Origin of the sequence: Ottowia sp. SB7-C50 (genome assembly GCF_033110285.1) — a bacterium.
In the GTDB taxonomy this organism is placed as follows: domain Bacteria; phylum Pseudomonadota; class Gammaproteobacteria; order Burkholderiales; family Burkholderiaceae_C; genus Ottowia.
The window spans coordinates 1,348,029-1,371,234 of the sequence record NZ_CP136995.1 but is presented as its reverse complement, the minus strand read 5'-3'; the positions used below and the strand labels follow the sequence as shown (position 1 = coordinate 1,371,234).

Here is a 23,206-nt window from a genome sequence, read left to right as displayed (position 1 = left end):
GGCCTTCATTTCGCGCACCGCCTGCAACAAATCGGCCGCGAGATCGCGGCCTGGTTCGTATTGCTCCAGTTCAGCCAGCGACAAGGTTTTTTTAATTTTCGAGGGCACGACGAATCTCCTTGAGTTGCGGGCCAGTCAAGTTGACGATTGCTGATTTGGCATGAAAGTTCGGTAATCCTGCTACTTTGCGACTTCAATGATGGCCTGACTTTCAAAGCGCTTGCCCTTGGTGGATGTGGCAAATACCTTCGCACCTTTTTCTTTACCCAGAAGCACGTGCTCAGTCAATTGGCGATCTATCTTTATCAGATCTGGCACGATAAACATCGCCTGTTCACCCGGCGACAAGACCTTCGGATCGCTCCCGCCAGCATAAAATGCAAATTGCGGCAGCTCATAATCGTCATATCCAACCTCCGTGATTCGGACAGTCGTGCTTCCCATATTTGTGAGCATAATGGCAGCCTTTAGGTCTTTTCTTTCGTCCACTCCACTAATTATTCTTAAGTCAAGTGGACTCAGAGGAGACGTCTGATGCGCCATTTTTAGTTCCATTTTTATCTTCTCTTCCACTGCATCCTGTCTTGACTGATATTGAAAATATCCAGTAACAAAAGAGACGAGGAGTGCAACAATAGAAATGAGAATGGATATTGCTTGATGTTTATCCATAAGATTTTTTTAGATTGTGCGCCCTATATAAAAAGTAGTGAGCCGTGTGGATTGCCGGGTAGATGCGCTCAATGTTTCAATCGACACTCCACATACATGCGCAACATCATCAGATTGCTTATCAGCATTCAACGCATTAATTCTCCCGCTCCACCCAATTCACGATCCGAGCCCCCTCCACTCGCTCAAATTCCCGCACATTGTTCGTCACCAGCACCAGCCCGAGGCTGCGCGCATGACCGGCGATCATGGTGTCGTAGGGACCAATGGGTGTGCCCCTGGCGGCGAGGTCGGCACGAATCTGCGCCGCCTGGGCGCTCGCCGGTATATCGAACGGTAAGACTTCCAGCCGGGCGAAAAATCCTTCCAACACCTGAAGATTGGCCGCTGGCGCGGCCGAGCGCTCGGCGCCGAAAACCAGTTCCATGTGGGTCACGGCGCTAACGCACAACTGGCCTTCGTGGGCGTTGAAGGCAGTGCGCACGGCCTCGGGCCGGTTGTTGATGGTGTAAATGCAGATATTGGTGTCGAGCATGAAGCGCAGCATCAAAGCGCCTCCCGCTCCTGCATGGCGGGCTGGTCACGCTCGGCCATGAAGTCGGGCGACACGGCGGGGCCATCGAACCAGCTGTCCCAACTCTCGCCGACAGGCGCGATCACGCGTGCGCGGCCCACGGCGACCACGGTGACCTGGTGCACGTCGTCGTCCAGCGCGACCGCCTTGGGCAGGCGAACGGCTTGGGTGCGGTTGTTCAGAAAAACGCTGGCTTGGATCATGGCTACTCTCCTTAGCGAGGAAAGTATATCCAACAGGTATATGCAACGCAAGCCATCAGCGGCTTCGTCTGACCCGTGTCCGGCGAATGAGCACTGACAATGCCTCATGGCCCGCCCCTCCCCCAGCTCGCCCGAGCACGTTGACCCCCAATTCGGCCGGACCACCGACTGGCTCGCCGCGCGCGGCCATCAACCCTTCCCGTTCCAGCTCGAAGTCTGGCAAGCCATCGCAGAAGGGCGCAGCGGCCTGCTGCACGCCACCACGGGTGCGGGCAAGACGCTGGCGGTGTGGCTTGGCGCCTTGACGCGTTTTGTGCCGCCAGCGCTTGCCCGTCAAGCGCAAGCAGCTATTGAATCAGAAGCAACCGCCGATCCGGCCAAAGCCCCGCCGCTCACCGTGCTGTGGCTCACCCCCATGCGCGCGCTGGCGGCGGACACGTTGCGGGCGCTGCGCGGGCCGCTGGCCGATCTGGCGCCGCACTGGACGAGCGGGCTGCGCACGGGCGACACGGCCAGCGGCGAGCGCGCGGCGCAAAGCCGCCGGCTGCCTACCGTGCTGGTGACGACGCCCGAGAGCCTGTCGCTGCTGCTCGCGCGGGCCGATGCGCGCGAGGCGCTGCAATCGGTGCAGCTGGTGGTGGCCGACGAATGGCACGAGCTGTTGGGCAGCAAGCGCGGCGTGCAGGTGCAGCTGGCGCTGGCGCGCCTGTCGGGCTGGAACCCGCAGCTGATGGTGTGGGGCATGTCGGCCACGCTGGGCAATCTGCCCGAGGCGCTGCAGGCGTTGCTGCCACGGCCGCCGGATACTACTGAATCGATAGCTGCTCGCGCACGTCCGGCAATCGCCAGGGGCACAAAACGTTCAAAAATCGCCGCACCGCCCAGCCCCGCCCTGGTCCAGGGCCGCATCGACAAACCGCTGGTCATCGACACCCTGCTGCCCGCTCGCGCCGAGCGCTTTGCCTGGGCCGGGCACATGGGCTTGCAGATGCTGCCGCAGGTGGTGCAGGCGATCGAGGGCAGCGGCTCGACGCTCGTCTTCACCAACACGCGCTCGCAGGCCGAGCGCTGGTACCAGGCGCTGATCGAGGCGCGGCCCGACCTGGCGGGCGCGCTGGCGCTGCACCATGGCTCGCTCGACAAGTCGGTGCGCGACTGGGTGGAACTGGGCCTGAAGGAAGGCAGCCTGAAAGCCGTGGTGGCCACCAGCAGCCTGGACCTGGGCGTGGACTTTCTGCCGGTCGAGCGCGTGCTGCAGATCGGCAGTTGCAAGGGCGTGGCGCGGCTGCTGCAGCGCGCCGGGCGCAGCGGGCACGCGCCGGGGCGCACGGCGCGCATCACGCTGGTGCCGACGCACAGCCTGGAGATCGTCGAAGGCGCGGCGGCGCGCGAGGCGGTGCAGGCGGGGCAGGTCGAATCGCGCCACACCCCGCGCGCGCCGCTGGACGTGCTGGTGCAGCACCTGGTGACGGTGGCGCTGGGCGGCGGCTTTCAGCCCGACGCGTTGCGGCGCGAGGTGCAGCGCACCGCCGCCTATGCAGCGCTGACCGACGACGAATGGCAGTGGTGCCTGGACTTCGTGCGCCAGGGCGGCCAGTCGCTGGCCGCCTACCCCGACTTCCAGCGCGTGGCGCCCGACGAAGACGGCGTGTGGCGCATGACCGACGCGCGGCTGGCGCGGCGCCACCGCAGCAACATCGGCACCATCGTCAGCGACGCGGCGATGAGCGTGCAGTACGTCGGCGGCGCGCGCCTGGGCACGGTGGAAGAGAGCTTCATCGCGCGGCTCAAACCCGGCGACGTGTTCATGTTCGCCGGCCGCCTGCTGGAGCTGGTGCGCGTGCACGAGATGACGGCGCAGGTGCGGCGCGCGGCGGCCGGCAGCGCCGCGCTGCCGCGCTGGAACGGCGGGCGCATGCCCTTGTCCAACACGCTGGCCGAGGCGCTGGTGCGCCAGTTTGCCGCTGCCGCGCAAGGGCGGCTGGACAGCCCCGAACTGGCCTGCGCCGCGCCGCTGCTGGCGCTGCAGCAGCGCTGGTCGCGCCTGCCGGTGCCGGGCGAGCTGCTGGCCGAAACGCTGAAGTCGCGCGAAGGCTGGCACCTGTTTCTGTACCCCTTTGCGGGGCGGCTGGTGCACATGGGGCTGGCCGGGCTGCTGGCGTGGCGTGCGGCGCGCGGCGAGCCGGGCACCTTTTCGCTGGCCTTCAACGACTACGGGCTGGAGCTCTTGTCGGCCCGACCCATCGACTGGGCCGCGCTGCTGCCCGGATTGATCGCGCTGCCTGCCGAAGACGACGACGCCACCGGCCAGCGCCCGCGCCTGCTGGCCGAGGTGCTGGACAGCCTGAACGCGGGCGAGCTGGCGCGTCGGCGCTTTCGCGAAATCGCGCGCATTTCGGGCCTGATCTTTCAAAGCCACCCTGGCGAGCGCCGCAGCAGCCGCCAGCTACAGGCCAGCGCCAGCCTGTATTACGAGGTGTTCCAGAAATACGACCCCGGCAACCAGCTGCTGCGGCAGGCCCGGCAAGAACTGCTGGACCAGGAACTGGACATCGACCGGCTGGCCGCCGCGCTGGCCGCCATGCAGCGCCAGCGGTTGCAGGTGGTGGCGCTGCAGCGGCCGACGCCGCTGTCGTTTCCGCTGATGGTCGAGCGCTTTCGCGAAAAGCTCAGCAACGAGCCGCTGGCCGAGCGCATCGCCCGCATGGTGGCCGAGCTGGAACAGGCGGCCGGCGGCGAGCTGGTGGGCACCGACCACGCGCCCGCCGCATCGCTGGCCGAGCGCGCGGGCGACGTGGCGGCGTCGCTGCGCCTGGCCGAGGGCGGCGCACCGGCCGCCGCGCCGCGCGACGGTGCGGCCCGCCCTGCCCGCCGGCCGCGGCGGCCGCGGCGGCCGCGTCGCTGACCGCCACCACGGCGCGGCCGGTGCATCATCGCGTCCGTGATGCCGCCGAGCTTCGATCCCGACCCGTCCGCCGTCTGCGCCAGCGCAGGCGCCCACGCGCTGCCGCTGCCCGGTGCGGACGTGCTGCTGCTGCCGGATTGCGCCGTCTGGTGGCCCGAGCGGCACACGCTGTTGGTGGCCGACGTGCACCTGGGCAAGGCCGCCGTGTTTCGCGCGCGCGGCCTGCCGGTGCCCGAAGCCACCACCGGCGACACGCTGGCGCGCCTGACCGACCTGCTGCACCGGCACGCGGCCCGCCAGCTGGTGCTGCTGGGCGACTTTCTGCATGCGCGCGAAGCGCACCACCCCGTGGTGCTGCAGGCGCTGCAGGGTTGGCGCGCCCAGCATGCGGGCGTGGCGATGACGCTGGTGCGCGGCAACCACGACAGCCACGCGGGCGACCCGCCGCCGTGGCTGGGCATCGACGTGGTGGACGAGCCGCTGCCCCTGGGGCCGCTGGCGGCCTGCCACCATCCCAAGACACTGCCCAACGCCACCGTGCTGGCCGGCCACTGGCACCCCACCGTCACCCTGCCCGGCCGCGGCCGCGACGGCCTGCGCCTGCCCTGCTTTCACCACGCGCCGGGTCTGCTGGTGCTGCCGGCGTTCGGCGCCTTCACCGGCGGCCACGCCGCGGCTGCGGCACATGACGTGACGCGCTACGCCGTCGGCGCGGGCCGCGTGTGGGCGCTGCCGCGTGGGGCGTGATCGGGAAGCATCCGCGCAAAGCCGTCATTTCCGCGCAGGCGGGAATCCACGCTTTCACCGACAGCGCGCTGGGCCAGCCGCTCTGGATTCCCGCCTGCGCGGGAATGACGAGAAAACAGGGCCGGGCCGACGCCGCGCGTTGTCTCCGCCGACCGATCTAGCGCCAAGCGCGAATCAATCACACCCATCTCTGCTACCCTCGCCGCGTGACCACCGCCCCCAGTGACGCGGCCGCCGTCCGCACGGGCCGGTCGGCCATGTCCCCGTTTCTTGTCGTCGTGATACTGGCGCTGCTGCTGGGCATCCAGCCCATCACGACCGACGTCTACCTGCCCGCGCTGCCGGCCCTGCAGGCCGATTTCGGCGCGACCATGTCGCAGGTGCAGATGACCTTTGCCGCGCTGCTGCTGGCGTTTGGTACGTCGCAGCTGGTGTGGGGCCCGCTGTCCGACCGCTTTGGCCGCCGGCCGGTGCTGCTGGCGGGCATGGGCGCGTACGTGGCGGCGTCGGTCGCCTGCGCGCTGGCGCCGGACATGCGCTGGCTGATCGCCGCGCGCATCGCCCAGGGCGCGGCCATGGGTGCGGCGGTGATGGGCGCGCGCGCCGTGGTGCGCGATCTGTATGCGCCGCTGGAAGGCGCACGCATGATGTCCAAGGGGCTGACCGGCCTGGGCGTCATCGCCATCTGCTGCGCGCCACTGGGCGGCCTGCTCACCGACGCGCTGCACTGGCGCGCCACGCTGGCCGTGCAGGCGGTGACGGGTGCGGCCACCCTGGCGCTGCTGGCGCTGAAGTTCAACGAAACGCTGGCGCGCCGCAACCCCGACGCGCTGTCGCCCGGTACGCTGTGGCGGTCGTGGGTGTGCATCGCGCGGCACCCGGTCTTCATCACCTACTGCCTGCTGGCCACGGCGTCGTACGTGGCGCTGTTCACGTTTCTGGCCAGCTCGTCCTTCGTGCTGATCGAGGCGCTGGGTCTGTCGCGCACCGCCTATGGCGCGGTGATGGCGTCGGGCTCGGTGGTGTACATCGCCGGCACCATCGGCTGCCGGCGGCTGCTGGTGCGCTGGGGCATTCGCCGCACGGTGTTCGCGGCGGGCTGGGTCACCTTTGCCGCCGGCGTGCTGATGGCGGCGCTGGCCTGGGCCGGTTGGGGCCGTCCGTGGTACGGCGCGTGGGCGGTGGTGGTGCCGCAGTGGTTGTTCATCCTGGCGCACGGCGTGCACCAGCCGGTGGGCCAGAGCGGCGCGGTGGCGCCGTTTCCGCAGATGGCGGGCGCGGCGTCGGCGCTCAACGGCTTCGTGATGATGGCGGTGGCCTTTCCCATGGGCCTGTGGCTGGGGCGTGCCATGGACGGCACGGCGCGGCCGCTGGCCTATGGCTTTCTGCTGTGGTGCACGGTGATCGCCGTCACCGCCTGGACTTTGGTGCAGCGCCATGGCGAACCCGCAGCCCGCTGACCCGAATCCGCGCAGCCTGCCCGTGCGCGCCGTCGTGCTGACAGGGCCCACGGCGGGCGGCAAGACCGCGCTGGCCATGCAGCTGGCCGACACCGTGCCGCTGGAGATCATCAGCGTCGATTCGGCGCTGGTCTACCGCGGCATGGACATCGGCACCGCCAAGCCCAGCGCGGCCGAGCGCGCGGCCGTGCCGCACCACCTGATCGACATCCGCGACCCGCTGCACCCCTACAGCGCAGCCGATTTCGCGCGCGACGCCGGCCGGCTGATGGACGAGATCACCGCGCGCGGCCGCCTGCCGCTGCTGGTGGGCGGCACCCTGCTTTACCTGAAGGCGCTGCTGGAAGGGCTGGACGAACTGCCGCCCGCCGACCCGGCGGTGCGCGCCCGGCTGGAGGCGCAGGCGCTGCAGCAGGGCTGGCCCGCGCTGCACGCCGAACTGGCGCGGGTCGACCCCGCCACCGCCGCGCGCCTGGCACCGGCCGACAGCCAGCGCATTCAGCGTGCGCTGGAGGTGTGGCACATCAGCGGGCGGCCGCTGTCGAGCTTTCACACTACAAAATCAGGAGCTGCCAGCGCTGATCTGGCCAGCGCTATCCCCGTTTTTTCTTTGGAGCCGGCGGACCGCGGCTGGCTGCACGACCGCATCGCCCAGCGCTTTGACGCCATGCTGGCCGACGGGTTTCTGGATGAAGTCGTGGCGTTGCGCGCCCGGGGCGACTTGTCGCCCGACCTGCCGTCGATGCGCTGCGTCGGCTACCGCCAGGCATGGACGGCGCTGGATGAGGCCGCGCCTGCCGATGCGCTGACGTCCCCTCAGATGGCCGCGCTGCGCGAGCGCGGCATCGCCGCCACGCGCCAGCTGGCCAAGCGCCAGCTGACCTGGTTGCGCAGCATGCCGCGCCGGCTCGTGCTCGACAGCCAGGCGCCGCCCACGGTGCGCGAATGGCTGCGCCAGATTGTCAACTGGCGCCGGCCAGACGCGCCCTGAAGCGGCATTTTTTGCCGAACCTGTAGTCATTAGTGCGCAGTCACCGCCACCGCCCGCGCGGCGCGCGGGTCTGGCATCGAAATTGCACCCGTTCGCCCGCTGGTCAGGGTTTGGCACATGACCGCGCGGACACGATCACCGTCGAGCCGCGCCGCGGCTGCCGGACCCGCCTGCAGGAGCGATTTTGATGATGCAAACCCAAGACGCAGCGCCCGATGGCGCCGCAACGGCCCCCGCGCTGCCCGAACGCGCCGACGACACGCTGGCGCCCGACGCCGCCGGCCCGTTCACCGCCCGCACCGCCGAGCTGACCGGCCTGACCGCGCTGATGTCGGCCGTGCTGGCCGCGTGCGGCGGCGGCAGCAGTGGCGTCACGCCGGCCTCACCCGTGCCGACACCAGCGGCGGACACGGCGCCTGTGCCCACGCCAACGCTCGACCCGCTGCCTACGCCTGCGCCGACCCCGACCCCCACGCCCTCGCCAGCGCCTGCCCCGACGCCATCGCCCACGCCGTCCCCTGCGCCCACACCAGCGCCCGCGCCCACGCCTTCACCCGTCCCGGCACCGACGCCATCCCCCGCGCCATCCCCCGCACCCGCGCCCACCCCTTCACCTGCGCCTGCGCCTGCAGCTACGCCAGCGCCCACGCCCGCACCGGCCCCCACGCCAGCACCCCCGCCCATCACCGCGGCCGAGGCCGCGCGCTTTCTGCAGCAGGCGCAGTTTTCGTCCACCGACGCCGAGATCGAGTCCGTTCGCACCATGGGCTACAGCGCGTGGCTCGACGCGCAGATGAACCAGCCCATCGCCGGCACCGGCTGGGACTGGCTGATGGGCCAGGGCTACAACCGGGTCGACGTGATCTTCAACGGCGAATACGCCAACTACATGGTCTGGAACCAGCTGATCACCGCGCCCGACGCGCTGCGCAAGCGGCTGGCGCTGGCCTGGTCGGAGATCATGGTGGTGTCGGGGGTCGGCATCGACGGCGAATCGCCCTCGTTCGCCATGGCCGCATACTGGGACGTGCTGAACACCCACGCGCTCGGCAACTACCGCCAGTTGCTGGAGGCCGTCACGCTCAACCCGGCCATGGGCAGCTACCTGAACATGCGCGGCAGCCTGAAGGAAGACCCCGCCACCGGTCGTCACCCCGACGAGAACTACGCGCGCGAAGTGATGCAGCTGTTCTCCATCGGCCTGGTGCAGCTCAATGCCGATGGCAGCGCCAAGCTCAACGCGGCGGGCCAGCCGATCTACACCTATGGACCGGCCGACGTGACCGGGCTGGCGCGGGTGTTCACCGGCTACAACTGGGACAGCACCGGCCACGTGCGCGCCACCAACCCGCTGCGCTATCGCAACCCGATGGTGCTGGACGCCACCCGGCATTCGACGCAGGACGCCAGCTTTCTGGGCGTGACGGTGGCCGGCAGCACGCCCGGTGCGCAGGCGCTCAAGACCGCGCTGGACACGCTGCACAACCACCCCAACACCGGGCCTTTCATCGCACGGGCGCTGATCCAGCGGCTGGTGACCAGCGCGCCCAGCCCGGCCTACATTGCGCGCGTGGCCGCCGCGTTTGCCAACAACGGCGCCGGCGTGCGCGGTGACCTGCGCGCCGTCACCAAGGCGGTGCTGCTCGACCCCGAGGCGCGCGCCGCCGCGGGCCTGTCGGCACCCAGCTGGGGCAAGCTGCGCGAGCCGATGATCCGCTGCGTGCAATGGGCGCGCACCTTCGGCGCCACCTCGAACGACGGCACGTGGACCATCTATGACCTGTCCACCCCGTCCACCGCGCTGGCGCAAAGCCCGCTGCGCAGTCCGTCGGTGTTCAACTTCTTCCGCCCTGGCTACGTGCCGCCGGGCACGGCCCTGGCGGCCACCGGGCAGCCGGCGCCAGAGTTCCAGATCACCAACGAAAGCTCGGTGGCCGGCTACGTCAATTTCATGCAGAACACCATCGCCTACGGCCTGTACGGCAACAGCACCAGCAAGCTGTGGGTAAGCAGCTACACGGCCGAACTGGCCCTGGTGGCCAACCCGGCGGCGCTGGTCGACCGGCTCAACCTGCTGCTGGCGGCGGGGCAGCTGTCCAGCGCCACCACCAGCACCATCCGCGACGCCATCGCCAGCATCGCCATCGGCAGCGACGCCGGCAAGAACACCCGCGTGTGGGCCGCCATCCTGATGGTGATGTGCTGCCCCGAATACATCGTGCAGAAATAAGGACCGGCGCCATGACGACCCACCACCAACCGGCGCGGCGCGCCTTTCTGCAACGGCTGGGCCAGCTGGGCCTGGCCGGCACCGCCACCCCCTGGGCGCTGAACCTGGCCGCCATGGGCGAGGCGGCGGCCTTCACCGCCAGCGACTACAAGGCGCTGGTCTGCGTCTTCCTCTACGGCGGCAACGACAACGGCAACACGCTCATCCCCTACGACGCCACGGGCTACGCGCAATACGCCGGCGTGCGCACCAACATGGCCCTGGCGCGCGATGCTCTGGCCGCCACGGCGCTCAGCCCGCGCAGCGCGCTGGCAGGCGGTGCCCAATACGCGCTGGCGCCGTCGCTGGCGCCGCTCAAGGCCCTGTTCGACGGCGGGCGGCTGGCGGTGCAACTGAACGTCGGCACGCTGGTGCAGCCGACCACGGTGGCGCAGTTCAAGGCGCAGTCGGTGCCTGGTGTCGCTGGGCGGGTTTGACACGCACGATGGCCTGCTGGCCCGGCAGCCGCCGCTGCTGGCCCAGGTGGCCAGCGCGCTCACCGGATTTCAGGCCGCCATCGACAGCTTGGGGCTGGCGCCCAACGTCACTGCCTTCACGGCGTCGGACTTCGGCCGCACGCTCACGTCCAACGGCGACGGGTTGGACCACGGCTGGGGCAGCACGCATTTCGTGCTGGGCGGCGCCGTGAAGGGCGCGGCCTTTTACGGCACGCCGCCGCAACTGGTCATCAACGGGCCGGACGACGTCGGCCAGGGCCGGCTGCTGCCCAGCACGGCGGTGGACCAGTACGCCGCCACGCTGGCGCGCTGGTTCGGGGTCAGCGACACCGAATTGCCGCTGGTGATGCCCAACCTCGCCAACTACGCCAGCCGCAACCTGGGCTTCATGGCGTAGTGGTCACTCGATCGTGAGCTTCTGCGCGCCGTTGGCCGTCTTCTTGGGCAGCGTCAGCTGCAGCACGCCGTTTTCATAGCGCGCCTTGGCGGTGGCCTGATCGATGTCCTGCGGCAGCTGGAAGCTGCGCGACACGGCGCCGTAGTAGCGCTCGCTGCGCAACAGCTTGCTGCCGTCGGCGGCATGGTCCTGCGGCTTGATCTCGGCGCGCAGCGTGACCACGCTGCCGTCGATGGCGACGTGGATGTCTTCCTTGGGCACGCCGGGCACTTCGGCCAGCACGGTGTAGGCGCTGTCGGACTCGCGCACGTCGATGCGGATCTGCGCCGTGGTGGGCGTGGCGTCGGCCTGCAAGGGCTTGATGAAGAAGCCCGGGGCAAATTCCTTGAACAGGTCGTCGAACAGGTTGCTGCGTGTCGAAGGGTTGGCCATGGTGGTCTCCATTGATGCGTGAACGCGGCGGGGGTGCCGCTGATGCCCACATGCGTTCGCCCGCCGGCGATTTCAAGGGCGCCGCCCGTGGCAGCCGCCGACCAAAGCGTGGGAAAATACGCGTTTTGCGGCGCCATCGTGCGCCGCCGTTCCGGGGCCCGTCGCCCCGCTGCTCTTCGCACAATCCATGTCGTCCTCCCTGCACCCCATGCTCAACGTGGCCATCCGGGCCGCGCGCGCCGCTGGCGCCATCATCAACCGCGCCGCGCTCGACGTCGAGGCCGTGCGCATCTCGCAGAAGCAGGTCAACGACTTCGTCACCGAGGTCGACCACGCCAGCGAAAACGCGATCATCGACACGCTGCTGACCGCCTACCCCCAGCACGGCATCCACGCCGAAGAGTCGGGCACTTCGCGCGGCAACCCGCATTCAGACCACGTCTGGATCATCGACCCGCTGGACGGCACCACCAACTTCATCCACGGCTTTCCGGTCTATTGCGTGAGCATCGCGCTCAGCGTCAAGGGCCGCATCGAACAGGCCGTCGTGTACGACCCCACGCGCAACGACCTGTTCACCGCCACGCGCGGTCGCGGCGCCTACGTCAACGACCGGCGCATCCGCGTCAGCAAGCGCACGCACCTGCCCGAATGCCTGATCGCCACCGGCTTTCCGTTCCGCAAGGGCGACGACTTCCCCACCTACCTCAAGATGATGGGCGACGTGATGCAGCGCACCGCCGGCCTGCGCCGCCCGGGCGCCGCCGCGCTCGACCTGGCCTACGTCGCCGCGGGCTTCACCGACGGCTTTTTTGAAACCGGCCTCAAGCCCTGGGACGTGGCCGCCGGCAGCCTGCTGGTGACCGAGGCCGGCGGCCTGATCGGCAACTTTGCCGGCGAGGCCGGCCACATCGACCAGCCCGAGTGCCTGGCCGCCAACCCGCGCGTGTATGCGCAGCTGGTGGCCATTCTGCGCAAATACTCTCGTTTTGATAGCGCAGTACGCGCTTCAGACGAGCGGCGCGAGGTGGTTTCGCTTAAAAAACCCGCCGACGCCAGCGACGCCGCCTTCCAGGCCTGGGCCGGCGACGCCGCCGCGCCCACCGAGCCGGCTGCCACGCCCGCCGCCGAGCCGCCGCACCAGCCGTGACCGCGTCCGTCGACCGGTCGGACGACGACCCGACTGAAGCCCCCTCCGCGATTGCCGACGCCGCACCCGCCGGCGTGGCGCACCCGCGCGCCATCCGCACCTTTGTCACGCGCGCCGGTCGCACCACGCTGGGCCAGGCGCGCGCGCTGGCCGACCTGGGGCCGCGCTTCGTACTGCCGTACGACCCGGATACTCCTGATTTGGTAGCTGCCTGCCTGCGCGCAGACGGCGCTGGCGGCCCGATTCATTCAAAGGCCGTGCTCGAGATCGGCTTCGGCATGGGTGGCGCCACGGCGCACATCGCCGCGTTGATGCCCGACACGCTGTTCATTGGCTGCGAGGTGCATGAGCCCGGCGTGGGCGCGCTGCTCAAGCTGATCGGCGAGCAGCAGTTGCACAACATCCGCATCGTGCAGCACGACGCGGTGCAGGTGCTGGCGCACATGATCGCGCCCGATTCGCTGGACGGCATCCACATCTTCTTCCCCGATCCCTGGCACAAGAAGCGCCACCACAAGCGCCGCCTGATCCAGCCGCCGCTGGTGCATGAACTGGCGCGGCGACTGAAGCCCGGCGGCTACCTGCATTGCGCCACCGACTGGCAGCCCTACGCCGGGCAGATGCTGCAGGTGCTGGGCGCCGAGCCGCTGCTGGCCAACACCGCGCCCGACTTCGCGCCGCGCCCCGCCTACCGCCCCGAAACGAAGTTCGAGCGCCGCGGCCTGCGGCTGGGCCACGGCGTGTGGGACCTGGTGTTCCGCCGCGTCGCCGCCGCTGCCCCCCCATGGCCCGACCGCCGCGCCCGCCGCTGATCCGCAGCCTTGACGGTGTCAGCGCCAGCTGCGTGGCGCTGCCGGCGGGCGACTGGCCCACGGTGCTGGACTTTCTGGCGCAGCGCCTGCCCGCGCTGTCGCGCGAAGACTGGGCCGGGCGCATGGCCGCCGGCACCGTGCTGGACGAGCAGGCGCAGCCGCTGGCGGCCGATGCGCCCTATCCGCGCGGCAACGGCCGGCGCCTGTTTTATTACCGCCACGTGCCGGGCGAGCCCGAGCCGCCGCACGGCGAGCAGATCATCTTTCAGGACGACCACTTGGTGGTGGCCGACAAGCCGCACTTCATGCCCGTCACCCCCGGCGGGCGCTACGTGCATGCCAGCTTGCTGGTGCGCCTGAAGCGGCGCCTGGGCATCGACACGCTGAGCCCGCTGCACCGCATCGACCGCGAGACCGCTGGCCTGGTCGCGTTTGCGGTGCAGCCGGCGCACCGCGATGCGTACCAGGCGCTGTTTCGCGACCGCGCGGTCGACAAGGTCTACGAAGCCGTCGCCCCCTACCGCGCCGACTTGGCCCTGCCCCGCACCCACCGCAGCCGGCTGGCCGAGGACGACGCGCGCTTTTTCGTGTCGCGCGAGGTGCCCGGCGTGCCCAACAGCGAAACGCACATCGAACTCATCGCCCGGCATGGCGCGCTGGCCCATTACCGGCTGCGCCCCATCACCGGCCGCCGCCACCAGTTGCGCGTGCACATGTCCGCGCTGGGCGTGCCGCTGGCCGGCGATGCCTTCTACCCACGCGTGCTGCGCGGGCCGCACGAGCCCGACGACCCCACGCAGCCGCTGCAGCTGCTGGCGCGCACGCTGGCCTTCGAAGACCCCGTCACCGGCCAGCCCCGCCGCTTCGAATCGGGCCTGCGGCTGCAGGCGTTGGCGGTATAACCGGCTGAAGCCCACCCTTCTCCCTTCCGCACGATCCGTGAGCACTGCCCCCCCCTCCTGCCGCGCCGCCGTCCCTGCTGCCACCCGACATGCGCGTGTTCGTGCGCGGCTGGCTGTCGTCCAACAACCTGCTGTGCCTGAGCGAGCAAACCCCTGCCCTGATCGACACCGGGCACAGCAAGCACGCCGCCGAAACGGTCGCCCTGGTGCGCAGCGCGCTGGGCGACCAGCCGCTGGCCCGCATCGCCCACACCCACTTGCACAGCGACCATTGCGGCGGCAGCGGCGCGCTGCAGGCCGCATGGCCCGGCGCCCGCACCTGGGTGCCCGAAGCCTCGCTGGACCACGTGCAGGCCTGGGACGAAGACGCCCTGAGCTTTGGCGGCACCGGCCAGCGCTGCGACCCGTTCACGGCGAACGAGGCGCTGGTGCCCGGCCAGACCGTGCGGCTGGGCGACCACGACTGGGAAATCCACGCCGCCCCCGGCCACGACGCGCTGGCCGTGCTGCTGTACGAACCGCGCCACGGCGTGCTGGTGGCCGGCGATGCCATGTGGGAAAACGGCGTCGGCGTGATCTTTCCGCACATCGATGGCTCCGACGGGTTCGACACCTTTGCCGACACGCTGACGCTGATCGAGCGCATCGACCCGGCCGTGGTGGTGCCCGGCCACGGCGCGCCCTTCGGCCGGGCCGGCGGCGCCATCCACGCCGCGCTGGCCCGCGCGCGCCAGCGCATCGACTACTTCAACCAGCACCCGGCGCAGCACGCGCTGTACGCCGCCAAGGTGCTGATCAAGTACCAGATGATGGACGTCGAGCGAATGCCGCGCGCCGCCTTCGACGCCTGGCTGGCCAGCGGGCCGTCGCTGCGCCTGCTGCACCGCCAGCACCGCCCCGACCTGCCGTGGGACGACTGGCTGGCCCTGATCCTGGCGCCGCTGTTCGACAAGGGCGCGCTGCGACGCGAGGGCGACCTGGTGGTGGATGGGGGTTAGCGGTGGATTATTTTTTCCGAGCTGAGTTTCGCAACTCCACTGAGCCGCCCCGCGGCACTGGCATAAACGACAACAATCGTCGCGCTTGAGCGAACGAATCAAGGCTCGACCGATATGAGGCCATGTGGTCTGCGCGGGCGACGCAGTTGCTGATGGTTATTGAACCGCGGGCCGACTTTACGCCCTGGCGTGAATTTTCTTTTGCTCGATCATCGCCCCGCTCTCGCGCTCGCCGATCTGCTGGCGCCACATGGCGTAGTACAGGCCGCGCTGCGTCACCAGTTCGTCGTGGGTGCCGCTCTCGACGATGCGGCCGCGTTCCAGCACGTGGATCACGCTGGCGTGCATGATGGTCGACAGCCGGTGCGCGATCAGGATGCTGATCTGCGTGTGGCGGCGCGATACCTCGCGCACCGTCTCCGTCACCTGCTGCTCGGTCAGTGAATCCAGCGCCGACGTGGCTTCGTCAAAGATCAGCAGGCGCGGTTCGCGCAGCAGCGCGCGGGCAATCGACAGACGCTGGCGTTCGCCGCCCGACAGCTTGTAGCCCGACTCACCGATCAGCGTGTCCAGGCCCTTGGGCAGGCGCTGCACCAGGGCCGTGGCCTGGGCCTGCTCCAACGCGTGCAGGATTTCTCCGTCGGTCGCGTCGGGACGCACGAACTGCAGGTTCTCGCGCACGGTGCCGGCAAACAGCGTGGTTTCCTGCGTCACGTAGCCGACCTGGCGGCGCGCTTCGTTGTAGCGGATGCGACGCGCGTCGATGTCGTTGAAATAGATGGCGCCGCCGTCCGGCCGATACAGGCCCAGCAGCAGCTTGACCAGCGTGGATTTGCCCGAGCCGGATGGCCCGACGAAGGCGATGGTGTCGCCGCGTTTCGCTTCAAAGCTCACGCCGTCGATGGAATTTTCCGTCGCGCCACGGTGGCGAAACACCACGTCGTCAAAGCGCAGCGACTCGATCGGGCCCAGCGGCACCGCATCGGGCGGGCGCTTTTCGACCGGCTTGGCCATCAGTTCCTCGAAGTTGGCCAGCGACGAACTCGCTTCGCGCCAGGCCAGGATGATGGTGCCCAGCTCCTGCAGCGGCGCCAGGATGGCGACCGAGATGAACTGCATGGCGATCAACTCGCCGGTGGTCAGCACTTCGCGGAAGATCAGCCACAGCAACGTGAACAGCACGCTCAGCTTCAGCAGGCTCAGCGTGCTGCCCTGCAGAAAGCTGAGCCAGCGGATGCGCTTGACCTTGGCCATCTCCAGCGCAAAGATTTCCTCCGTCTTGGCCTGCATGCGGCGCACTTCGCGGAAGGTCAGTCCCAGGCTCTTGATCAGCGCCACGTTGCGCAGGCTTTCGGTGATGAAGCCGGCGTTCTTGGTGGTCTCGCGGTTGATGCTGCGCTGCTGGCCGCGAATCTGCCGGCTGAGCAGGCCCGACAGACCGCCCAGCACCACCAGTCCGATCAGGAACACCGGCACCAGCAGCCAGGTCTTGGTCACCGCGTACCACAGCAGAAACGTCATGCCGATCAGCGAGGCGAACAGCACGTTGATGAAGGCGTTGATGAAGCGCTCCGTGTCCTGCCGCACACGCATCAGCAGCGCCAGCGTTTCGCCGCTGCGTGCGTCCTCGTATTCCTGAAAGTTCAGCCGCATGGTCTGGCGCAGGCCGTCGTTGAAGATGCGCGTGCCAAAGCGCTGCACGACCATGCGCACCACGTAGTCCTGCACCGCCCGCGTGGCGCGCGACGCCAGCGCCACGCCCACCGCCAGCGCCAGCAGCATCAGCGCACCGCGCACCAGTTCGTCGTCGGGCCGGGTGCCTTTTTGCGTGGCGTAGCCGTCGATCAGCTTGCCGAAGATGATCGGGTCGACCAGCGCCAGCACCTGGCTGACGGCGGCCAACGCCATGGCCAGCAAGGCGAGCCGCCATTGCGGTTTGAGGTAGGTCCAGAGCGTCTGCATCGGGCGACATCATGGCCCGCCGCCGTGCGCACGTCTGTCGGACGGCGGCGCCAAGCGGGCGGCGCCTTCGCCGCCATCAATCCTGTTTTGATAGCAACAGAGCCAGTTGGGACAAGCGCACGGTCCACATTTAACCTTGACGGTCACGCTGGCCCGGTGGGAGGGTGAAGCGTCAGCCCTCAGTCCGCGGGTGCGGCCAGCACGCGCAGCAGCCAGTGGCGCAGATCCTGCACTTCCTCCATGCAGACCGAATGGCCCATGGGGTAGTCGTGCCATTCGACGGCGTAGCCGAGCGCCTGCAGGGCATCGCGCGAGGCGGTGGCGCGCGGCAGCGCCACCATTTCGTCCTGCGTGCCGTGCGCCAGGAAGATCGGCACGTCGGCGTTGGCGGCGCTGCGTTCATCGGCCAGCTGGCGCGCCAGCGGCAGATAGCCGCTCATGCCGACGACGCCGGCCAGCCGCTCGGGGTAGCGCAGCCCGGTCAGCAGCGCCATCGCGCAGCCTTGCGAAAAGCCACCCAGCACGATGCGGTGCGCGGGAATGCCGCGCGCCTGCTCACGACGGATCACGGCTTCGACGAGCGCCTGCGACTGGCGCAGACCCGCTTCGTCTTCGTCACTGCGGTCCGGGCGAATGTCGTACCAGGCCGGCATGACGTAGCCGCCGTTGATGGTGACGGACTGCTGCGGCGCGTTGGGGAACAACCAACGCACCGGGCCGACGGCGCGCAAATCGATTTCGTCGACAAACGGCGCAAAGTCGCTGCCGTCTGCACCCAGCCCGTGCAGGATGATGATGCTGGCGCGCGGATCGTCGCCGGTCTGGGCTTCCAGAAGCGTGGGGGTATCGGTCATCGGCCAATGTTACCGGCGCGCGCCGCACCCCGCATGCGCACGGCATGGCGCGGTGCGCTACATCTGAAAAACAGGCCCTGCCTTGGCGCTGCGCTGCGTCTCGCGCGCCTGGTCGGCCAGCCCGCGCAGCGCCTTGTCGACCACCGCGCCCGCCGGTACCGGGCGCAGCTTGCGCTGGCGTAGCAGTTTTTCGCAGGTGCGCCGCGTCATGCTGTGCGGACGGCCGCCGTGGCTGATGAACATGAACGCCGAGTCAACGCATGCAGATGTTGCAAGACACTTCATGCGGGCCCGCCCGCCGGGTCTGGCACACGTCAAGCGCGTCAATGATCCTGATCGAACGATGCGTCCACCGGCACCTGCAGCGCCGTGGCCAGATGGTTGGTCTTGCCCGCCAGGGCGATGATGGACAGCAGTTCGGCGTGCTGCGCGGGCGTCATGCCCTTGGCACGCGCGGCGGTGGTGTGCGAATGCACGCAGTAGCCGCAGCCGTTGGCCACCGACACCGCGATGTAGAGCATCTCCTTGGTCAGCGGATCGAGCTCCGACGGCGTGGCCATGACCTGCTTGACCTCGGCCCAGGTCGATTCCAGCAGCGCCGAATCGAACGCCAGGTAACGCCAGAAGTGGTTGATGAAGTCGCTGCCGCGCGTGGCGCGGATGTCGGCGAACACAGCCGCCACGCGGGGGTCGAACGGCGGCTGATCTGCGGGGGATACGGTGGACATGAGGAGCGTGAACTACATTTTTTATAGCACTCTGCGCCATCACATCACGGCAAGCGCAGAGCAGCCTTTTATGTCGGATCCACCAGCGGCCGCGTCAGATACACCGCTTCGCGTCCGACGATGGGTTCGCGGGTGGGCATAAGCACGGTGCAGTCGTCGCACGGCGCGCGGATGTCGCCGGCGTCGCCGTCGGTGGCGATCAACTCGTCCTTCGCAAAGGTCTCGAAGCCGATCAGCGGCCGCGCAAAGCGGAACTGGGGCGTACGCACCATGCAGGTCTGCAGCAGTTCGAAGCGGCGTTGCGCCACCGCCGGCGCGCTGGCCGGCGCGGCAGGCACGATCAGGCCGAAGTACGCCAGAAAGTCCAGCGCCACGGCCGTGGCCAGATCGGCCGACGCCTTCAGAAAGTGCTGCCCGCATTCCACCACCAGCGCCACCCCGTCGGTGCCGTCGGCCCGGCCGTGGCGGCCGTGCTGGATCAGTGGCGTGCCGCTGCCCAGGCCGGCCGGCATGACCAGATGCGTGGTCACCCGGTCGCGCGCGCCAATGGCCCGTGCCGCGCGGGCGTTGCGCTCGAAGCCCGGGTAGACCCAGAACGGCGCCACCGGCTGGCTGGTGGAATGAATGTCGAGAATGTGGTCGGCCGCGGCCACCACCGGGCGCAACTCGCGCGCGCGGCGCAGTTCGGGGCTGTGTTCCGGCCCGTCCAGCCATTCGTCGGACCAGATGCGGTTGAGGTTGTGCACCAGCTGCCGGTTGGCAAAGGGGTCGTCGTGGCGAAAGGCCTCGTAGGCCTCGACGTGCGCCAGGCTCACCGTCAGCGTGCCGACCAGCGGGCGCACCCCGCGGTCGAGCAGGTGCGTGGCGGCCACCATGCCGCAGATCTCGTTGCCGTGCGTCAGCGCGTTGATCAGCACGTGCGGACCGGGCCGGCCGGAATCGAAACGATGCACGTAGGGCACGCCCGTGTTGCCGGCGCGGTAGGCCGACAGATCGCGCGGCAGCACTTCGAGGAGCGGAGCATTCATGGACGATGGGGCAGCTGAAAAAATGGCGGAGGTGATCTTATCGACTGCCGCTAAGCTGCGCGCCATGACCGCCGCCCTGCCCGCCACGCTGCACGCCCTCGATCTGCGCCACGCCTACCGTCTGCTGAACACCGGCGCCTCGGTGCTGATCGCCACCGCCCACGCCGGCCGCCGCAACCTGATGGCCTGCGCGTGGAACATGGCGCTGGACTTCGCCCCGGCCAAGCTGGCCGTGTGCATCGACAAGGCCACCGCCACGCGCCCGCTGCTGGAGGGCAGCGGCGTGTTCGCCGTCGGCGTGCCGCGCGCGGGGCAAGCCGAGATGGTGTTTCGCGCCGGCAGCATGTCGGCGCGCGACGTGCCGGGGCAGGACAAGTTCACCGCCTTCGACATCGCCCACTTTCCCGCCACCCGCATCGACGTGCCCTTGGTGGCCGACTGCATCGGCTGGCTGGAATGCCGGCTGATTCCCGAGCCGGCGGTGCAGCAGGCGCACGACCTGTTCGTCGGCGAAGTGCTGGCCGCCTGGGCCGACGAGCGCGCCTTTGCCGATGGCAAGTTCCGCCCGCTGCACGACACGCCGCCCGACTGGCGCACCCTGCACCACCTGGGCGCGGGCAACTTCGTGGTGCCGGGCCAGCAGCTGCAGGCCGGGCGCTGATCGCCACGCGCCTGCAAGCCCATGGGGGCCGCCGCACAATAGCCGCATGAGCAAAGCACTGAAAGACATCGCCTTCTCCATGCTCGACCTGGTGCCGGTGCGCGAGGGCCGCAGCGTGGGCGACGCGCTGGCCGTGTCGCTGCAGACCGCGCAGCACGCCGAGCGCCTGGGCTTTACCCGCTACTGGCTGGCCGAGCACCACAACATGGCGGGCATCGCCTCGTCCGCGACCGCCGTGCTGGTGGGCCACATCGCCGGCGGCACGCAGACCATCCGCGTCGGCTCGGGCGGGGTCATGCTGCCCAACCACCCGCCGCTGACGGTGGCCGAGGCCTTCGGCACCCTGGCCGAGCTGTACCCCGGCCGCATCGACCTGGGCCTGGGCCGCGCGCCCGGCACCGACCCGATGACGATGCGCGCGCTGCGGCGCGACCGCGTCGAAACCGTCGAGGACTTCCCGCGCGACGTGGCCGAGCTGCAGCACCTGCTGGGCGACCCCAAGCCGGGCCAGAAGCTGATCGCCAACCCCGGCGCCGGCACGCAGGTGCCCATCTGGCTGCTGGGCTCCAGCCTGTTCAGCGCGCAGCTGGCGGCCGAACGCGGCCTGCCCTACGCGTTTGCCTCGCATTTCGCACCGGCCATGCTGCTGCAGGCCATCAAGGTATACCGGCGCGCGTTCAAGCCGTCGGCGCAGTGCGAAAAGCCTTACGTGATGATCGGCGTGCCACTGGTCGCCGCGCCCACCGACGAAGAAGCGATGTTCCTGGCCAGCAGCATCTTCCAGCGCGTGCTGGGCATTCTGCGCGGCGCGCGCGGGCTGTTGCAGCCGCCGCAGCACGGCTTCTTTGAGCGCCTGGGCGCGCAGGAAAGGGCTGGTATCGCCGACTTCCTGGCCTGCGCCGTCATTGGCTCGCCCGACACGGTGCGGCAAGGCCTGCAGACGCTGGCCGAGCAAACCGGCTGCGACGAAATGATGTTCACCTGCGACATCTACGACCCGGCACTGCGCCTGCGCTCGCTCGACATCGCCGCGCAGGTGCGTCAAGGCAGCGCAGCGACTGGCGCGCAAGCCGCATGAGGGCGTCGCGCGCCACCGCCGGCGCCGTGGCCTTGCTGGCGGCCCTGCTGGCCGAAGGCTGCGCCGTGGCCAGCGCCACCGCCGGCGCGGCGATCTCGGTCACCGGCGCCGTGGTGTCCACCGGCGTTGGCCTCACGGGCAAGGCCATTGGCGCGGGCATTGACGCCATGAGTCCCGCACGCCCGGCCGACACCAGCGGCATCGTGGTGCGCGAGCGCATCCGGCCCGCCGACACGGCGCAGGCGCCCACGCGGAGATGCGCACCGGCGGCGGGCGATGGCGCCGCAACGGGCTGCCCATGACGCTATGCTATTGGTAGCTACAGGCGCTTGATTGACAAGCGCTGCGCCCAAAAATACCCACACCCATGACCACGCCCCTGCCCTACAGCCCCGCCGCAGAACGCAACCAGGCCTCCATTCTTGCCGTACTGCAAGGCCTGCTGGGCCCGAGGGGCCGCGCGCTCGAAATCGCCAGCGGCACGGGGCAACATGCGGTGCATTTCGCCGGCGCCTTGCCCAATTGGCATTGGCAGCCCACCGACGTGACCGATGCGCATTTCGCCGCCATCGCCACGCGGGCCCTGCAGGCCGGCGCTGCCAACGTGGCGCCCCCGCGCCGGCTGGACGTGCTGGATGCGCCGCCCTGGCCCAGCGACGGCGGCCCGGCCTTCGAAGCTGCCGCGTTCGACCTCATCCACTGCGCCAATCTGCTGCACATCAGCCCCTGGGCCTGCTGCGCCGGACTGATGCGCGGGGCCGCGCACCATCTGGCGCCGGGCGGCCTGCTGGCCGTCTACGGGCCGTTCATCGAAGCCGATGTGCCCACCGCGCCCAGCAACCTGGCCTTCGACGCCGACCTGAAACGCCGCGACCCGGCGTGGGGCCTGCGCCCGCTGGAGGACGTGCTGCGCACCGCCGAAACCGCCGGTCTGCGCCTGGCCGCGCGCCACGCGCTGCCGGCCAACAATCTGCTGCTGGTGCTGCGCCAAGACTAAAATCCGCGCAGCCGCCGCTGGCGGAAACGCATGAATTCATCGCTGCCCGCGCAAGCCCCTCATGGATCACCCCGGAAACCTCTTCGTCGTCGCCGCGCCCAGCGGTTCGGGCAAATCCAGCCTGGTCAAGGCGCTGATGGAGCTGGACGCCGGCGTGGCGCCGTCGATTTCGCACACCACGCGCGCACCGCGCGGGCAGGAAAAAGACGGCCGCGAATACTTCTTCATCGAGCCGGCGCAATTCGACGCCATGGTCGCCGCGGGCGACTTCCTCGAATGGGCGCTGGTGCACGGCAACCACTACGGCACGTCGCGCCGCGCCATCGAGCAGCGCATCGATGCCGGCGGCGACGTGGTGCTGGAGATCGACTGGCAGGGCGCGCTGCAGATCAAGCGCCTGTTCCCCGAGGCGGTGCTGGTGTTCGTGCTGCCGCCCAGCTGGGAAGAATTGCGCGCCCGCCTGACGCGCCGCGGCGAAGACGCACCCGACGTGATCGAGCTGCGCCTGGCCAATGCGCGCGAGGAGCTGGCGCAGGCCAGCCATTTTGACTACGTTATAATCAATGAGATATTTGAGCGCGCGCTTTTCGACCTGAAAGCCATTGTTCACGCGCAGCGACTGCGCTACACGGCCCAGAAAAGCGCCCGCGCCGAGACCTTCCGCGCGCTCGGCATCGCCTGACCTCTCCCCCACTCATCTCACACACCATGGCCCGCATCACCGTCGAAGACTGCCTCGAACAGATCCCCAACCGCTTTCAGCTGGTGCTGGCCGCCACCTACCGCGCCCGCATGCTGAGCCAGGGCCACACGCCCAAGATCGAGGCACGCAACAAGCCCGGCGTGACCGCGCTGCGCGAAATCGCCGCCGGCAAGGTCGGGCTGGAGATGCTCAAGAAGGTGCCCTGACGCGGCCCGTTTTGGCCCT

24 protein-coding genes and 1 pseudogene are annotated in these 23,206 nt (G+C 69.2%); 16 read left to right on the top strand and 9 right to left on the bottom strand.

From position 1 onward, the window contains the following. Positions 1-180: 180 nt before the first annotated feature. The 3 genes from R0D99_RS06570 to vapB all read right to left on the bottom strand — a co-directional run bounded on the left by R0D99_RS06570 (position 181) and on the right by vapB (position 1,449). On the bottom strand, positions 181-672 hold the full coding sequence (locus R0D99_RS06570) for a hypothetical protein (RefSeq protein WP_317750580.1): 492 nt from the start codon (positions 670-672) through the stop codon (positions 181-183). Positions 673-808: 136 nt separating this feature from the next. Further along, complete coding sequence (gene vapC, locus R0D99_RS06565) at positions 809-1,219, bottom strand: type II toxin-antitoxin system tRNA(fMet)-specific endonuclease VapC (protein ID WP_317750579.1); 411 nt, start codon at positions 1,217-1,219, stop codon at positions 809-811. Continuing rightward, the gene (vapB, locus tag R0D99_RS06560) at positions 1,219-1,449 is read right to left on the bottom strand and encodes a type II toxin-antitoxin system VapB family antitoxin (RefSeq protein WP_317750578.1); all 231 of its coding nucleotides are present in this window, start codon (positions 1,447-1,449) and stop codon (positions 1,219-1,221) included. Before vapB ends, vapC begins: the two co-directional genes overlap by 1 nt. A 106-nt stretch (positions 1,450-1,555) precedes the next feature. Here vapB and R0D99_RS06555 point away from each other — a divergent pair, with 106 nt between their 5' ends. The 6 genes and pseudogenes from R0D99_RS06555 (at position 1,556) to R0D99_RS06530 (ending at position 10,676) form a co-directional block, all read left to right on the top strand. Further along, entirely contained in the window at positions 1,556-4,354 is a 2,799-nt protein-coding gene (locus R0D99_RS06555; RefSeq protein WP_317750577.1) for a ligase-associated DNA damage response DEXH box helicase, read from the top strand. Positions 4,355-4,393: 39 nt separating this feature from the next. Beyond that, complete coding sequence (gene pdeM / locus R0D99_RS06550) at positions 4,394-5,101, top strand: ligase-associated DNA damage response endonuclease PdeM (protein ID WP_317751021.1); 708 nt, start codon at positions 4,394-4,396, stop codon at positions 5,099-5,101. 257 nt (positions 5,102-5,358) lie between these two features. Further along, a complete protein-coding gene (locus R0D99_RS06545) occupies positions 5,359-6,561 on the top strand; it encodes a multidrug effflux MFS transporter (RefSeq protein ID WP_317750576.1) in 1,203 nt (400 codons plus the stop codon). After that, positions 6,539-7,552, top strand: coding sequence for a tRNA (adenosine(37)-N6)-dimethylallyltransferase MiaA (miaA, locus tag R0D99_RS06540; protein WP_317750575.1), 1,014 nt, complete (start codon positions 6,539-6,541; stop codon positions 7,550-7,552). Before R0D99_RS06545 ends, miaA begins: the two co-directional genes overlap by 23 nt. A 187-nt stretch (positions 7,553-7,739) precedes the next feature. Further along, positions 7,740-9,782, top strand: a complete 2,043-nt coding sequence (locus R0D99_RS06535) for a DUF1800 domain-containing protein (protein WP_317750574.1) — start codon at positions 7,740-7,742, stop codon at positions 9,780-9,782. A gap of 11 nt (positions 9,783-9,793) precedes the next feature. Continuing rightward, positions 9,794-10,676, top strand: a pseudogene (locus R0D99_RS06530) (DUF1501 domain-containing protein). A 3-nt stretch (positions 10,677-10,679) separates the two neighbouring features. Here the strand turns inward: R0D99_RS06530 and R0D99_RS06525 are convergent. Continuing rightward, positions 10,680-11,108 carry an Hsp20/alpha crystallin family protein gene (locus R0D99_RS06525; protein WP_317750573.1) on the bottom strand — a complete coding sequence of 143 codons (429 nt, stop codon included), beginning with the start codon at positions 11,106-11,108 and terminating at the stop codon, positions 10,680-10,682. Positions 11,109-11,295: 187 nt separating this feature from the next. On the opposite strand from R0D99_RS06525, the gene R0D99_RS06520 reads away from it, so the two are divergent. The 4 genes from R0D99_RS06520 to R0D99_RS06505 all read left to right on the top strand — a co-directional run bounded on the left by R0D99_RS06520 (position 11,296) and on the right by R0D99_RS06505 (position 14,970). Beyond that, positions 11,296-12,258: an inositol monophosphatase family protein gene (locus R0D99_RS06520; protein ID WP_317750572.1), complete on the top strand. Its 963-nt coding sequence runs from the start codon at positions 11,296-11,298 to the stop codon at positions 12,256-12,258. Next, entirely contained in the window at positions 12,255-13,070 is an 816-nt protein-coding gene (gene trmB, locus R0D99_RS06515; RefSeq protein ID WP_317750571.1) for a tRNA (guanosine(46)-N7)-methyltransferase TrmB, read from the top strand. The genes R0D99_RS06520 and trmB overlap by 4 nt, the downstream gene beginning before the upstream one ends. Further along, the gene (locus R0D99_RS06510; RefSeq protein WP_317750570.1) at positions 13,043-13,972 is read left to right on the top strand and encodes a pseudouridine synthase; all 930 of its coding nucleotides are present in this window, start codon (positions 13,043-13,045) and stop codon (positions 13,970-13,972) included. Before trmB ends, R0D99_RS06510 begins: the two co-directional genes overlap by 28 nt. Before the next feature lie 89 nt (positions 13,973-14,061). Continuing rightward, entirely contained in the window at positions 14,062-14,970 is a 909-nt protein-coding gene (locus R0D99_RS06505; protein WP_317750569.1) for an MBL fold metallo-hydrolase, read from the top strand. A gap of 177 nt (positions 14,971-15,147) precedes the next feature. Here R0D99_RS06505 and R0D99_RS06500 read toward each other — a convergent pair whose 3' ends face one another. From R0D99_RS06500 to R0D99_RS06480, 5 genes are all read right to left on the bottom strand, one after another. Continuing rightward, entirely contained in the window at positions 15,148-16,932 is a 1,785-nt protein-coding gene (locus R0D99_RS06500) for an ABC transporter ATP-binding protein (RefSeq protein ID WP_317750567.1), read from the bottom strand. Positions 16,933-17,111: 179 nt separating this feature from the next. Then, complete coding sequence (locus tag R0D99_RS06495; protein ID WP_317750566.1) at positions 17,112-17,786, bottom strand: alpha/beta hydrolase; 675 nt, start codon at positions 17,784-17,786, stop codon at positions 17,112-17,114. A 57-nt stretch (positions 17,787-17,843) separates the two neighbouring features. After that, a complete protein-coding gene (locus R0D99_RS06490; RefSeq protein ID WP_317750565.1) occupies positions 17,844-18,029 on the bottom strand; it encodes a hypothetical protein in 186 nt (61 codons plus the stop codon). Positions 18,030-18,109: 80 nt separating this feature from the next. Further along, positions 18,110-18,514 carry a carboxymuconolactone decarboxylase family protein gene (locus R0D99_RS06485; RefSeq protein WP_317750564.1) on the bottom strand — a complete coding sequence of 135 codons (405 nt, stop codon included), beginning with the start codon at positions 18,512-18,514 and terminating at the stop codon, positions 18,110-18,112. A gap of 68 nt (positions 18,515-18,582) precedes the next feature. Next, positions 18,583-19,542, bottom strand: a complete 960-nt coding sequence (locus R0D99_RS06480; RefSeq protein ID WP_317750563.1) for a succinylglutamate desuccinylase/aspartoacylase domain-containing protein — start codon at positions 19,540-19,542, stop codon at positions 18,583-18,585. Positions 19,543-19,606: 64 nt separating this feature from the next. Here R0D99_RS06480 and R0D99_RS06475 point away from each other — a divergent pair, with 64 nt between their 5' ends. From R0D99_RS06475 to rpoZ, 6 genes are all read left to right on the top strand, one after another. Then, a complete protein-coding gene (locus R0D99_RS06475; RefSeq protein WP_317750562.1) occupies positions 19,607-20,203 on the top strand; it encodes a flavin reductase family protein in 597 nt (198 codons plus the stop codon). A gap of 46 nt (positions 20,204-20,249) precedes the next feature. Next, a complete protein-coding gene (locus tag R0D99_RS06470) occupies positions 20,250-21,281 on the top strand; it encodes an LLM class flavin-dependent oxidoreductase (protein WP_317750561.1) in 1,032 nt (343 codons plus the stop codon). Next, positions 21,278-21,583, top strand: coding sequence for a hypothetical protein (locus tag R0D99_RS06465; protein ID WP_317750560.1), 306 nt, complete (start codon positions 21,278-21,280; stop codon positions 21,581-21,583). The genes R0D99_RS06470 and R0D99_RS06465 overlap by 4 nt, the downstream gene beginning before the upstream one ends. A 65-nt stretch (positions 21,584-21,648) precedes the next feature. Further along, positions 21,649-22,278, top strand: coding sequence for a DUF938 domain-containing protein (locus R0D99_RS06460; protein WP_317750559.1), 630 nt, complete (start codon positions 21,649-21,651; stop codon positions 22,276-22,278). Positions 22,279-22,339: 61 nt separating this feature from the next. Further along, a complete protein-coding gene (gene gmk, locus R0D99_RS06455; RefSeq protein ID WP_317750558.1) occupies positions 22,340-22,960 on the top strand; it encodes a guanylate kinase in 621 nt (206 codons plus the stop codon). Positions 22,961-22,986: 26 nt separating this feature from the next. Beyond that, positions 22,987-23,187, top strand: coding sequence for a DNA-directed RNA polymerase subunit omega (gene rpoZ, locus R0D99_RS06450; RefSeq protein ID WP_317750557.1), 201 nt, complete (start codon positions 22,987-22,989; stop codon positions 23,185-23,187). Positions 23,188-23,206: the final 19 nt, after the last annotated feature.